The organism is Parvularcula dongshanensis (assembly GCF_014199615.1).
Classification (GTDB): Bacteria; Pseudomonadota; Alphaproteobacteria; order Caulobacterales; family Parvularculaceae; genus Parvularcula; species Parvularcula dongshanensis.
Genome location: NZ_JACHOB010000001.1, coordinates 738,080 through 750,794, shown reverse-complemented (window position 1 = coordinate 750,794; position 12,715 = coordinate 738,080). Strand labels below are relative to the sequence as shown.

The 12,715-nt window shown below is 65.9% G+C and carries 14 protein-coding genes; 6 read left to right on the top strand and 8 right to left on the bottom strand.

Translation table 11 applies throughout. The features are described 5' to 3' along the window. Positions 1-29 precede the first annotated feature (29 nt). The 5 genes from GGQ59_RS03545 to GGQ59_RS03525 are packed head-to-tail and all read right to left on the bottom strand — an operon-like array spanning position 30 to position 2,866. Entirely contained in the window at positions 30-914 is an 885-nt protein-coding gene (locus GGQ59_RS03545; protein WP_183815863.1) for a LysR family transcriptional regulator, read from the bottom strand. Beyond that, positions 914-1,303, bottom strand: coding sequence for a DUF2147 domain-containing protein (locus tag GGQ59_RS03540; protein ID WP_183815862.1), 390 nt, complete (start codon positions 1,301-1,303; stop codon positions 914-916). The genes GGQ59_RS03545 and GGQ59_RS03540 overlap by 1 nt, the downstream gene beginning before the upstream one ends. 28 nt (positions 1,304-1,331) lie before the next feature. Next, positions 1,332-2,147: a TIGR00282 family metallophosphoesterase gene (locus GGQ59_RS03535; RefSeq protein WP_183815861.1), complete on the bottom strand. Its 816-nt coding sequence runs from the start codon at positions 2,145-2,147 to the stop codon at positions 1,332-1,334. A gap of 49 nt (positions 2,148-2,196) precedes the next feature. Then, a complete protein-coding gene (locus GGQ59_RS03530) occupies positions 2,197-2,631 on the bottom strand; it encodes a hypothetical protein (protein ID WP_183815860.1) in 435 nt (144 codons plus the stop codon). 40 nt (positions 2,632-2,671) lie between these two features. Further along, on the bottom strand, positions 2,672-2,866 hold the full coding sequence (locus GGQ59_RS03525; RefSeq protein WP_183815859.1) for a hypothetical protein: 195 nt from the start codon (positions 2,864-2,866) through the stop codon (positions 2,672-2,674). A 605-nt stretch (positions 2,867-3,471) separates the two neighbouring features. Between GGQ59_RS03525 and GGQ59_RS03520 the strand changes: the two genes are divergently transcribed. Next, positions 3,472-3,615: a hypothetical protein gene (locus GGQ59_RS03520; protein WP_183815858.1), complete on the top strand. Its 144-nt coding sequence runs from the start codon at positions 3,472-3,474 to the stop codon at positions 3,613-3,615. Positions 3,616-3,680: 65 nt separating this feature from the next. Then, the gene (locus GGQ59_RS03515; RefSeq protein WP_183815857.1) at positions 3,681-4,055 is read left to right on the top strand and encodes a hypothetical protein; all 375 of its coding nucleotides are present in this window, start codon (positions 3,681-3,683) and stop codon (positions 4,053-4,055) included. Positions 4,056-4,154: 99 nt separating this feature from the next. On the opposite strand, the gene GGQ59_RS03510 is transcribed toward GGQ59_RS03515, so the two are convergent. The 3 genes from GGQ59_RS03510 to GGQ59_RS03500 all read right to left on the bottom strand — a co-directional run bounded on the left by GGQ59_RS03510 (position 4,155) and on the right by GGQ59_RS03500 (position 8,073). Continuing rightward, the gene (locus GGQ59_RS03510) at positions 4,155-4,475 is read right to left on the bottom strand and encodes a hypothetical protein (RefSeq protein WP_183815856.1); all 321 of its coding nucleotides are present in this window, start codon (positions 4,473-4,475) and stop codon (positions 4,155-4,157) included. Positions 4,476-4,827: 352 nt separating this feature from the next. Beyond that, on the bottom strand, positions 4,828-6,168 hold the full coding sequence (locus GGQ59_RS03505; protein ID WP_183815854.1) for a hypothetical protein: 1,341 nt from the start codon (positions 6,166-6,168) through the stop codon (positions 4,828-4,830). A gap of 21 nt (positions 6,169-6,189) precedes the next feature. Continuing rightward, positions 6,190-8,073, bottom strand: a complete 1,884-nt coding sequence (locus GGQ59_RS03500; protein ID WP_183815852.1) for a ribonucleoside-diphosphate reductase subunit alpha — start codon at positions 8,071-8,073, stop codon at positions 6,190-6,192. Between the two features lie 243 nt (positions 8,074-8,316). Between GGQ59_RS03500 and bamJ the strand changes: the two genes are divergently transcribed. The 4 genes from bamJ (at position 8,317) to trxA (ending at position 12,674) form a co-directional block, all read left to right on the top strand. After that, positions 8,317-9,360, top strand: a complete 1,044-nt coding sequence (bamJ, locus tag GGQ59_RS15535; RefSeq protein WP_183815850.1) for a BamJ family beta-barrel-assembly machinery protein — start codon at positions 8,317-8,319, stop codon at positions 9,358-9,360. A gap of 8 nt (positions 9,361-9,368) precedes the next feature. Beyond that, complete coding sequence (locus tag GGQ59_RS03490; protein WP_183815848.1) at positions 9,369-9,869, top strand: prolyl-tRNA synthetase associated domain-containing protein; 501 nt, start codon at positions 9,369-9,371, stop codon at positions 9,867-9,869. A 189-nt stretch (positions 9,870-10,058) separates the two neighbouring features. Then, positions 10,059-10,931 (top strand): manganese catalase family protein, encoded by an 873-nt coding sequence (locus tag GGQ59_RS03485; RefSeq protein ID WP_183815845.1) that lies wholly within the window; start codon positions 10,059-10,061, stop codon positions 10,929-10,931. Positions 10,932-11,669: 738 nt separating this feature from the next. Then, on the top strand, positions 11,670-12,674 hold the full coding sequence (gene trxA, locus GGQ59_RS03480; RefSeq protein WP_183815843.1) for a thioredoxin: 1,005 nt from the start codon (positions 11,670-11,672) through the stop codon (positions 12,672-12,674). Positions 12,675-12,715: the final 41 nt, after the last annotated feature.

Genomic DNA, 12,715 nt, shown 5'->3' with positions numbered 1-12,715 from the left:
GACGCCTCTAGGGCGAGCTTGCGCAAGCTTCAACGTCCCAGCGCCTCGGCAAGGTGATCGATCAGGGCCCGCAGGCGGGCGGGGACGTGATCGCTCGGCGGTCGCACGGCGTAGAGCGCGGCACCCGGCCAATCGGTCCCGGGCAGGATCTCCGTCAGCCGCCCCGCATCGATGCCGGCCTTGGCGATGAAGCGAGGGCCGAAGGCGATCCCGAGCCCCCGCTCGGCCAGCGCGGTCAGCAGGTCGCCATTGTTCGCCTGGAGAACCGGGCGCAGGCGCACTTGCCCCTCTTCGGTCCCGTCGCGCCAGGAGACCACTTCGCCTCGCGGCGCACCGGAGTAGGCGAGGATCGGAAGCCCCTCGAGTTCGCTCGGCGTTCGAAACGGCCCCCTCGCCTCCGCAAAGTCGGGGCTCGCGGTCAGGGCGAAGGGCACTTCGCAGAGCTTGCGCGCAACGAGGGAGGACGAGGCGAGCGTGCCGATCCTGAGGGCGAGGTCGAAGCCGCCGCCGACGAGGTCCTGCGCCGTGTCGGACAGGTCGAGGTCGATCTCGACGGCGGGATGCTGCGTCATGAAGGCGGAAAGGACGTCCGGCAGCGCGGAGACGCCGAAGGAGAGCGGCGCGGTCACCCTGATGGCGCCCGAGATCGTGCCCGAGGCCTCCCGCACGCTTTCCTCGAGCGCATCGAGGTCGGCGAGCACGCGTTCCGCCCCGCGAAGGTAGCGCTGGCCGTAGGCGGTCAGCACGAGGCGCCGCGTGTCACGGCCCACGAGCTGCGTGCCGAGCCGGTCCTCGAGCGCCTTCAGCCGCCGGGAGACCGCCGACGGCGCGACGCCGAGCGCGTTCGCCGCGCCGGTGATCGTTCCCTCCCTCGCCAGCACACGGAAGGTGTTCAGCTCCTCGAAGACGTCCATTATTCGAGCGCTGAGCCCGCCGGGGTCCAGACCTGGGTCTTGCAGAACGGGCCGAGGCAGCCCTTTACCTGCAACGTGCCGCCCTCGCGCCAGATCTTGGAGCGGTAGGTCTTGTCCTCCTCCGGATCGAGGATGCGCCCGCCGCCCCAGGCCTGCCCGTCCTCCTCGAAGCCCCAGAGGAGCCGCGCGCCGATGACCTCCTGCCCCTCGGGGCCCGCTTCCGCCGGCACCGAGGTGAGGACGCCGCAGGGCGTGCCGTCCTGCGCCTCCGGCACGCTGGCGCAGCGCGCGATGGTGACGGTCCCTCGGCCGCCCTCGACCACCCAGTCGCCATAGACGTCGAGGGGACCTTGGACGGCCTGGGTAAGGCCGATGAGGAGGGAGAGCATAGGGCGTCCTTCGTGAGCGGGGACGAGGCTAGAAGGCGGGAAGCGCCTCCGCCAGCCTGCCGCCCACACGAAGGGGCGCCGCCCGCAGGGCGAGGCCGGTGCGGTCGTCCGTCTCGACCACGATGCCGCAGACCGTGGCGGGGCCGGAGGCGGGCTGCATCCGCGGGCCCCGCATCTTGGAGACGAAGCCTTCGAGGATGACGCCCTTGTCCATGCCGATGACGGAGTCGTAGTCGCCGCACATGCCGGCGTCGGCCTGGAAGGCGGTGCCGCCGGGGAAGACCTGCACGTCGGCGGTCGGCACGTGGGTGTGGGTGCCGACGACGAGGCTGACGCGGCCGTCGAGGTAGTGGCCGACCGAGTACTTCTCGGAGGTCGCCTCGGCGTGGACGTCGACGACGATCGCGTCCGCCTCGCGGCCCATCTTCACGTCCGACAAGGCGCGCTCCAACGCGGGCACCATGTCGTCCATCGGGTTCATGAAGCGCTGGCCGTGGACCTGGACGACGAGGACCATGCGGCCGTCGGGCAGCGGGTACATGCCCGCGCCGCGCCCGGGGTTCGAGGGCGGGAAGTTGGCGGGCCGGAGCAATCTGCGCTCGTCGTCGAAGTGGTCGACGTCGTTCTTCTGGTCGTAGGCGTGGTTGCCCGTCGTCAGGCAGTCCGCCCCCGCCGCGAGCACGTCGTCGCAGATCGTCCGCGTGACGCCGAACCCGCCCGCCGCGTTCTCGACGTTGACGACGACGAAGTCCAAGCGGAGGTCGCGGCGGAGCTGGGGCAGCCGCTCGATCACGGCCTCCCGGCCCGTGCGGCCCATGATGTCCCCTAGAAAGGCGATGCGCATCGGGCGCGTATCGGCGTAAAGGCGAAGAGGGTAAAGGGCGAAGGCCCCCTCAGGGCGCGAGGCTGAGGTTGGAGAGGTGCCAGCGGCGGTCCTCCGGCGTGCAGCCCGGCACGTCGTTGCAGCGGCGCAGGAGCGCCTCGCCGTCCGACGCGAAGGGCTCGCCCCGCCGCGTCCCCGTCACGCGGATCGGCACGGTGGCGTAGAGCGTGCCCGCCGCGCCCTCGATCCTCGTCTCTCCGACGGCCTTACCCTCGACCGCCTGATAGGGAGAGAGGGAGCGGGCGAAGTCCTCGGGCGTCTCGGTGCGCTTGTCCGTCCCCGCCGCCCAGAGGGCCTGCGCCTCCTCGTAGCGGACCTCGGAGAGGAGGCGGTAGTAGCGCTCGACGACCGCCTCGGGCCCCGTCTCGTCGGCCGGCGCGGGCTGCGCGCGCGGCGCGGCGCAGGCGGCGAGCCCGAGGAGAAGAAAGAGGCGCGCGGCGGTCATGAGAGCCGAACACGCGGGCGCGTCCGCCGTCGCGCGAGGCTCAGTCCTCGCCTCGCCGGTCACTTCGATCGTCCGGTTCCTTCGCGACGCCCTTATAGGGGTCGGGCGCGGCCTTGTTGTCAATGAAGGTGCCGTCGCCCGCGTCGCGCTTGGCCCAGCTGCCGTCGTCCTTCTGGACCTGGGAGCGGTCCTTGACCGCGCCGATGCGGTAGCCCTCGCCGGTGTTCTTCGCCATGGCCCGAACTCCTCTCGCGTGGTGCGGGGGTACAGGAGCGGGCGGCGGGTGTGAAACCGCCAGCGCAGCGCGAAGCGCCCGCTAGGGCGGGGTGTACGATGGCCGGGTGTCCGGACGTCCCCGCGCTGAGCGCGAAGGGAGAGTGATACTGTAGCCCAGAACGGTGAACGTCCGGCGGTGATCTTGCCAAGGGGCCCTCGCAGGGGGCGACCTTTCGGCGCCTTGGTCCGCGATAGCGCTTCAAACCCTCGTCCCTCGGGAATGAACGGCAGGCCCCGATCAGCCACCTGCCGCACGGACCGCTACGTCCGCTCCCCTCAGGATCACCGTCCCCCGAACCGATGAGTAGCGTGCACACCGCCCGGCCCTGCTCGGGAGAACGCACGCAGCATGGCATAGGGAAACGGGGCGGGGACAAGTTTCGAGCCGATGCGACGACCGCGCCGCGCTCCCCCCTCTCCCCGCCGGGGGAGAGGGGTGCAAGGCGAGGCGTCGCCTGCTTTTTCTTCGAACACGAAGAGAGTAGCGGCCTTACGCCGCAAGTAAAACCCGCCCATCTCTTAGGCGTTGCCAACAGAGCTTAACGCTCGGAAAAGTGCTTCGTCATGTCTCACCCTAAGAAGCCGCACTCTAGACCCAAGACCGTCGCGCCGAGCGCGGACAGCAAGGACGGCCAGTCCGCCAAGGCCGCGAACGACGCGAAGAAGGGCGGCGGCAAGAGCGGCGGCGGGTCCTCTTCGAAGAAGTAAGCGCTCGCGCCGCGAGGCCGCGCCGTCCGGCGCGGCCCGCCCCCACCCTTCCACCGGAGCCTGTCATGGCCAACCGCATCTGCAAGCATCAGGTCGCCTTCGCCTACCCCTTCACGCTGAAGGGGATCAGGGACGAGTTCCCCGCGGGCGCCTACACCGTCGAGACCGAGGAGGCGCCGGTCACGGGCGACGCGCACCGCACGCACCGTGCGATCGGCTCGATCCTCGTGCGCCGCCATCCAGGGGCGCGGCGGCCCGAGTTCTGGGACATCGACCTTCGCAGCCTCGCCAGCGCGCTCGACCGCGACGCGGCGCTCGGCGATGCCCGCCGGTCCGGCGCACAGTCCGTCATCGCCCTGCCGATGGACCATACGATGGACGCGATCGGCCGCGCGGAGGACGAGGGATGGCCCCTGCCCGGCGCTGCGCGCGCGGGGTGAGGGGCCGGTTCGCGGGAACGATGACGTAGGGCGGCTCGCGAAGCGTGCCGCCGATGATCGCGCCAGCGGTCAGTCTTCCTATCTGCGTAGAAGAAGGTACTATGAGGCAGGACCGTCAAACGTTCGACAGATAATGCCGATCATGCAGACGAGACCGAACAATTCCCAGTAAAGAGGATCGATTACAGCTCTCGCTTCGGGTGGCAACGGACCGAGCACCGAACCGAGCTGTACAGTGATCCAAGCCACGATCGCGACGAGAGTGAGAGCTTTCCCAATGAACGGTCTCAAAGCAGCGTCGTGAGCAAATGTGAGAGCTCCGCGACGGTTGCGCCGGCGACGAATTTCGAGAGTCGGTTTGATCATCGAATAGACGATCGATCCAACCACCTTGGAAGCGAAAGACAGAAAATCAAACATGCGCATCCCCATTCACAGCATAAGGGCAACTTAGTGATCCAGGGGCGGCTACGTCAGCTTTAAAGCTCGCTATTCTGCGAACCTGAATAAATAGGATGGCGGCCTCCGGCCGCCTCGGCGGCACGCTTCGCGAGCCGCCCTACGGCGCGACCGAACCTACGACAGCGCGCAAGTCCGCCGTCGTGCATGCAGGCGACAGTGCCGCGAGGGGGCCAAGGCCTAAACGTGACGTGGGAAGACATAGACGATCATAGAACGATACCCGAACGCCCACCATAGAATGAACCTAGTCACGCTGTATATCGCCTCACGTGCCCCGCCACGGCGCCAGGCCTACGAGCGTAGCGAGCAACTATATTACAATCACGCGCTCCCTGAACATAGATTGCGCGATCTCCAAATACTTACTCTCTCTCCGAAGGTAGAATACTGACTGATTATGCAATTTCGCTGGCCTAAGATAACGAAACGGATCGCGCGAATAAAGATCGAAACCCACTACCTTTCCGCACTCGTCAATCGCTGTATAATCAGAACAAAACGCTACGCCGTCAATTCTCGATGTGCTTCTAAATGCCATTTCAGCCGCGGACGCAGTACATATCTCACGTTCTGAATACCGATTCCCGCTTCTTGCACCTTCTCTAGAGGTATATATCTCCCCTGCCTCAACCCTGCGCAATTCAATTATAAGAAGGTTGCATGCACTCGGGTTTAGGAATTTTCTCCTTACATCTTCAATCTCGTTCTTTACCCTTTTTATAAAACGCTTCTTCGGCGCTGATTGAATAAGATAATATCTATTACTAGAACTGGAAACTTTTCTCATAAAAGTTGAACCAATTTCTACGCCGCATCTTAGACTGTATTTCTCAATCAGTTTCTCAACTTCTTGTTCAGAAACCACACAGTCACTGAAAAGAGCTCCTACCTCGCCTTCGACTTCTTCGAACACGCGAAATCTGATATTATCCACTGTGAGGTCGGTCTCTTCCGCTGATATTCCTTTAACAAAACGCTTGGCAACATGGCCTAATCGTTCATCGCTGAGGTTTAGATCGCCATTATAAGTTACTACAATTACTGCCGAACCGTTTCTATCAATATTCTCCCGTAGCAAACCGCTTTCAACGTGCGAAAGCAGCAAGGATATGCGCTTATATGCAGATGAAGCCTTTACATCGAGACTCTTCAACTCAGCCAGAATAGTAGCTCGAGGATGGTGTATGGAAAAATCAACCACGCTTGCCTGCTCGTCTGATGATAGAAGATCATCAGGATAGACAAAATATTTGGATGAAACATTTTTGTAAAAATCAAGCTCCATACTAGTAGCTCGGCCGTTACCAATCTTTACTTGGCCGATATAGCCAGTAATCAGCTTTGTTATTGTCAGACTATCTTTGTTTTTACTACAAAAATGTAGAAAGTTTTCAATAAACTTAAAAGCAAGCAGATGGGAGTAGAGCGTAGGGTCAAAAATCACCCTACGCCCCTGCTGAGATAAACCTATCCAAAACCCGAGCTGTGCGTTCTGAATTTGTGGAAACTTATCCACTCCGCCCTGAAGCAAACTTCCAATCGCGTCAGCGTCCGATTCGGCCTGCTGCAATATTGCAATAGACTGCTCAGAACCTAGCAGGCTCCTGAACCGGACCACGGCTTCGGTTATATCGCACTTGTGAGTAATCATCTCCTAGTTGCGACTACTACCTTACTGACAAGCCAAGCACTCGTCATAATCCGTACGCGCAGCGCCGGCCATCAGCGCCTCGCCGGCGTCCTTCTTGGTCCCGCCCGCATAGGCCGTACGCTGAACGCTCTTCGACCGGCAGTAGTAGAGCGACTTCACGCCCTTCTCCCACGCCGTCCAGTGCAGCATGTGGAGGTCCCACTTGTCGATGTCGCCGGGGAGGAAGACGTTGATCGACTGGGACTGGCAGATGAAGGGGGCCCGGTCGGCCGCAAGCTCGATCACCCAGCGCTGGTCTAGCTCGAAGGCGGTCTTGAAGGTGTCCTTTTCGTCCTGGGACAGAAAATCGAGGTGCTGAACAGAGCCCTCGTGCTCCAGGATCGAGGACCAGACGTCGTCGTCGTTCTGGCCCTTGGCTTCCAAGAGCTTCTCCAGCGCCTGGTTCTTGACCGTGAAGCTGCCGGACAAGGTCTTGTGGGTGAAGACGTTGGCGGGGATGGGCTCGACGCATGGGCTCGCGCCGCCGCAGATGATCGAGATCGAGGCGGTGGGGGCGATCGCCATCTTGTGGCTGAAGCGCTGCATGTGGCCCTGCTCGGCCGCGTCCTCGCAAGGACCCCGCTCCTCTGCGAGCGCGACCGACGCCGCGTCGGCGGCCATGCGGATGTGCTTGAAGAGGCGGATGTTCCAGCTCTTCGCCATCGCGCTTTCGAACGGGATGTTCTTCTGCTGCAGGAAGGAGTGGAAGCCCATGAGGCCCAAGCCCACCGAGCGTTCGCGCTTGGCCGAGTAGACGGCCTTGGCCATTTCGGGCGGCGCGCGCTGGATGAAGTCCTCAAGCACGTTGTCGAGGAAGCGCATCACGTCCTCTACGAATTGCGGCTCGTCCTTCCACTCGTCGTACTTCTCCGCGTTGATCGAGGAGAGGCAGCAGACGGCCGTGCGCTCATTGCCTAAGTGATCCTCGCCCGTGTGCAGCATGATCTCTGCGCAGAGGTTGGATGTGCTGACCTTGAGCCCGAGGTCGCGCTGGTGCTTGGGCATGGCGCGGTTCACGGTGTCGGAGAAGACGAGGTAGGGCTCGCCCGTCTGCAGGCGGATCTCGAGGATCTTCTGCCACAGGTTCCGCGCGTTGACGCGGCGCAGGACCTCGTTCGTCTTCGGCGAGCGGAGGCCGAACTCCTCGTCGTTCAGCACCGCCTGCATGAACTCGTCGGTGATGTTGATGCCGTGGTGGAGGTTCAGGGACTTCCGGTTGAAGTCGCCGGACGGCTTCCTGATCTCGAGGAACTCCTCGATCTCCGGGTGGTGGACGTCGAGGTAGCAGGCGGCCGAGCCGCGGCGGAGGGACCCTTGGCTGATCGCGAGGGTGAGGCTGTCCATCACGCGGATGAAGGGGATGATGCCGGAAGTCTGGCCCGAGCCCTTCACCTGCTCGCCGATCGAGCGGACCTTGCCCCAATAGGTGCCGATGCCGCCGCCGTTCGACGCGAGTGCCACGTTCTCGTTCCACGTGCCGACGATGCCGTCGAGGCTGTCCCCGACCGCGTTGAGGAAGCACGAGATCGGCAGGCCGCGGTTCGCGCCGCCATTGGAGAGCACGGGCGTCGCGGGCATGAACCAGAGCTTGGAGATGTAGTCGTAGACGCGCTGCGCGTGCTCGGCGTCGTCGCCGTAAGCGGTCGCGACGCGGGCGAACATGTCCTGGTAGCGCTCGCCCTTGAGGAGGTAGCGGTCGTCCATCGTCTTCTTGCCGAAGGCGGTGAGGAGGGCGTCGCGGCTGTGGTCGACGACCACCTCGCGCACGACCCGGAGCGCAGGCCGCGCCTCTGTGCCAGGGCGGACCTCAGCCGACGCTTGGGTCGAAGCTTGCGGTTTGGTCGTTTGTGCTTCGGTCGCGCTCATGCTCTCCACTCTCCTTCATGCCCTGCCCGGTGATCCGGCGGCGGTTCACCCGTTAACACCAAGTCTTGCGCTTCGTGCTCAGGATACCACCAGACCTAGTTATCCACAGCGTGGGGTGATTCGTGGGGAGAAGTGTCGAAGGGCGTTCGTTAACGAGGCTTTAACCGTAAGGTTTGCGCCGCTAGGAGGCCCGAAGAGCCCGGGCCGGGGGCAGGCCGAAGCGGCACCAGGAGGTTTTGCACCATGAGAAGAACACTGCTGACGGGGGCCTGCACCCTCGCCCTCGTCGCCTGCGGCGGCAATGACGACGCGCCCGAGGCGGCGCCTGCGACCGAGACGGCGGCGACCGCGACGGACGGCGCGGCGGCGCAGCCCGCGGGCAGCGCCTTCCTCGAAGAGAACGCCGCGCGCGACGGAGTGACGGTCACCGAGAGCGGGCTGCAGATCGAGACGCTCGAAGAGGGCGACGGGCCGAGCCCGACCGAGGAGGACGTCCTCAGGATCGAGTTCGAGGTGCGCCGCCCGGGCGGCGAGGTCCTCGGCAGCTCCGCCGAGAACGGCGCCCCGGTCGCCATCCCCTCCTACCGCGTGCTGCAGCTGCCGGGCCTCCTCGAGGGGATGCCGACCATGAAGGAGGGCGGCAAGACCCGCTTCGTCCTGCCGGCGGACCTCGCTTATGGCGCCGAGGGCGGGCCCGGCCTCTCCCCCGGCGAACCCGTGATCTTCGACATCAGCCTCGTCGAGGTCATCGATCCCGAGGACGAAGCGCGCCTGACCGAGGTCCAGGAGGAAGAGATGGCGCGGATGGAGGAACGCCGCGCCGCCGCCATGGCGGAGTTCGAGGCCATGGGCGCCGAGAACGCGGCGGCCTCCGAAGCCTTCCTTGCCGAAATGGGCGCTCGCGACGGCGTCGAGACGACCGATAGCGGGCTTCTCTACGAGGTGGTCGAGGCCGGCGGCGAGGGCGAGAGCCCGGCCGCGACGGACGTGGTCGAGGTGAACTATCGCGGCACCCTGCCCGACGGCACGGAGTTCGACAGCTCCTACAGCCGCGGCCAGTCCGCGACCTTCCCGCTGAACCAGGTGATCCCCGGCTGGACCGAGGGCGTGCAGCTGATGAACGTCGGCGACACCTACCGCTTCTACGTGCCGTCCGACCTCGCCTATGGCGAGACGGGCACGCCGGGCGGGCCGATCGGGCCGAACCAGGCGCTGGTCTTCGACGTCGAGCTCCTCGGCATCGAGCCCGCGCCCGCAGAGGGCGCCGAGGCCGAGCCTCAGGACTGAGCCCGGCCTTGGACCGGGAGGCCGCGCTCTACGCCGAGTTGGGCCGCTTGGGCATCGCGCACGTCACCCACGAGCACGAGGCCGTCTTCACCGTGGCGCAGAGCGCCGGGGTGAAGGCCGCCCTTCCCGGCGGGCATTCGAAGACGCTGCTGGTGAAGGACAAGGCGAGCCTCTTCCTCCTGGTCGCGCTGGGCACGGTCCGGGTGGACCTCAAGGGCGTGGGCCGAGCCCTCGGCGCACGCGGCCGGCTCTCCTTCGCGAGCGCCGAGACGCTCTCGAACGTGCTCGGCGTCACGCCCGGCTCGGTCACGCCCTTCGCCTTGATGAACGATCAGGACCGCCGCGTCCGCACGGTCGTTCTGGACACGAACCTAACCGTCCACGACCCGGTCTGGTTTCATCCCTTGCGCAACACGGCCTCGACCGCGGTGAGCCCTGAAGGGCTGCGCCGGTTCTGTGCCGAGCATGCGCAGGAGGTCAGAGACGCGGACTTGGCGGCGCCTGCCTGAGACGGCGCCCACGCAGGCCGCTTGCGTTCGGTTGCGGCCGGCGCGCGACGCCCACGCCTTCGTGTACAGATATATCTGTCTCAAAATGGAACAGGTATCCTGTTGAACGAGTTGCACTCTCGTCGGCGGCTTACGCACGGGCCGCCGCGTTCCCGCAACGCCGTACGCGGCGAGCCAAGGAGAGAGCCCATGTACCTCCACGACAAGCGTCTTCAGTACCCGGTCAAGGTCGAGAAGCCGAACCCCGTCTTCGCCAAGGCCCTGCAGCAGGCGATCGGCGGCATCGAAGGCGAGATCCGCGTCTGCCTTCAGTACTTCTTCCAGGCCTGGGGCGCGCGCGGGCCGTCCAAGTACCGCGACATGCTGCTCGAGACCGCGACCGAGGAGCTCGGCCACATCGAGATGCTGGCGACGGCGGTGGCGCTGAACCTCGAGGGCGCGCCGCAAGCGCTGCAAGAAGAGGTGTCCTCCGATCCGATCAACGGCTCGGTGCTGAACGGCATGGACATGCGGCAGATCCTCTCGACGGGGCTCGCCGCGCTGCCGACGGATTCGAACGGCGTGCCCTTCGACACCTCGCACTGCTACGCCAGCGGCAACCTGGCGGCGGACATGTTCGCCAACGTCACGGCCGAATCGACGGGCCGCGTCCTTGCCACGCGTCTTTACAACATGACCGACGACCCCGGCATGAAGGACATGATCTCCTTCCTGATCGCACGCGATACCATGCACCAGCAGCAGTGGATGGCCGCGATCGAGGACATGGGCGGCGTCGAGAAGATGTTCCCGATCCCGAACTCCTTCCCTCAAGAGCAGGAGGCGAGCGAGTTCTCCTACAAGTTCATGGGCACGAGCGCCGACCGCGGCGAGCCTACCCAGGGGCGGTGGTCCTCGGGCAAGTCGATGGACGGCAAGGCCGAATTCACCTCCGGCCCGATGGAAGCGCACGGCGAGGAGCCCAAGCTCGCGCCGCCCGACCCCATGATCGGCGGGGCCCAGAAGGAGCAGATGAGCATGGTCGCGCAGGGCGCGAAGATCGTGAAGGACGCGCTCAGCTGAGGACGCTTCGGCGCCGCGGCCTCTCTCCCTGAGCACGACGAGGCCGCGGCAGGCCGGACGCCTTCGAAGGCGTCCGGCCTCCTTCTCGTAGGGCTCGGGTTTGGGCGGATGACCCTCGTGGGCGCTCGGGGGCGGCCGCGCCCCCGCAAGAACGAAGCCGGACACGAAGCCCCCCGCGCAGCTGAAGCCAGCGACGAGAAGCGGTCCGCCCAGCGGCCTCGGCAGGAGGCGGGATCGAAGGCCATCACCGCCCGCCCCGATCGAACATTCGGCGCCGCGCTACGAACGCTCGGGCCTTACCGCCGCGCAGGCGACGCGGATCGCGGGCAAGACCGAACGGCTGATGGCGGAGGAGCGGCCCTTCTTGGAGCCCGACTTGTCCTTGGATGGCCCGCAGCGCGGAGGGGGGCGGAGGGGAAGCTCGTGTCCCGGACGCTGAACGAGGCGATGGGGACGACCTTCTTCGACTACGCGAACCGGCACCGGGTCGAGGCGATGGCTTCAACGCGCGGCCGTCCTTCTACCGCGGCTTCCGCCGCGAGACGGGCACGACCCCGAAGCCGTTCAGAAGCGGGGCACGGAAGGCGCAGCCCGCCCCGGCGCCTCTCCCCGACCTCGCGGGAAGGAAAAGCTGGGCTGCGATCCTGCCGCGGCGCCTTGTCCCCCTGCGTCCCGCCCGCCATCTAGCCAGCAAAGACCCTGCGCCGAGCGAGCGCGCCACGATTTCAGGAGACTTCCATGTCCCAGACCTCCACCCCCTTCGCTGGCCTTGGCCAGAACTCGGGCCAAAACACAGGTCAGAACGGTGCGGGCGGCGCCGCGCCGAACGGCCTCGTCAAGGACGCGACCATCGAGACCTTCCAGGCCGACGTGATGCAGGCCTCGCTCGAGGTGCCGGTCATCGTCGACTTCTGGGCGACCTGGTGCGGGCCCTGCAAGACGCTGGGGCCGATCCTCGAGAAGGAGGTCGCAGCGCGCGGCGGCGCGGTCCGCATGGTCAAGGTCGACGTCGACAAGAACCAGATGCTGGCCCAGCAGCTGCGCATCCAGTCCATGCCGACGGTGATGGTCTTCCTCGGCGGCCAGCCCGTCGACGGCTTCGTCGGCGCGGTGCCCGAGAGCGAGGTGAAGGCTTTCGTCGACCGGGCGCTGCAGATGGCGCAGCAGATGGGCCTTGGCGGCGGCGCGGGCGCGCAAGCCGAAGGCCCGCAGGCCCGCGACTACCTCGACGCGGCGGCCGAAGCGGTGGGCGCGAACGACCTCGCCCAGGCCTCCGGCCTCTTCGCGCAGGCGAGCCAGATGGCCGAGGAGGGCTCGGACGAGCAGGCCGAGGCGCTGGCGGGCCTCGCCGCCTGCTTCGCGAGCGCAGGCCAGGTGGACCAGGCGCGCCAGGCCCTGGACGCCGTGCCGCAGGCGAAACGGTCGCACCCGGCGGTCGCGCAGATCACCGCGCAGCTCGACCTGATCGGCGGCGGCGGGAATGACGGCGCATCGGCGGAGGCGCGCGCCGCCTACGAAGCGGACCCGTCCATGCAGAACGGCATGGCGCTGGCCGAGGCGCAGTCCGGCGGCGGCGACATGGAAGGCGCGATGGAGACGCTGCTCGGCCTCATCGAGCGCGACCGCGAGTGGAACGAGGGCGCGGCGCGGGCGAAGCTCCTGCAGGTCTTCGAAGCGCTCGGCCCCACCCACCCGGCGGTGAAGACCGGCCGCCGGCGCTTGTCTTCTCTCCTGTTCTCCTAAGTCTCGAAGGAGAAGGGGGAACGGCGGTGCGCTGGGGCGGC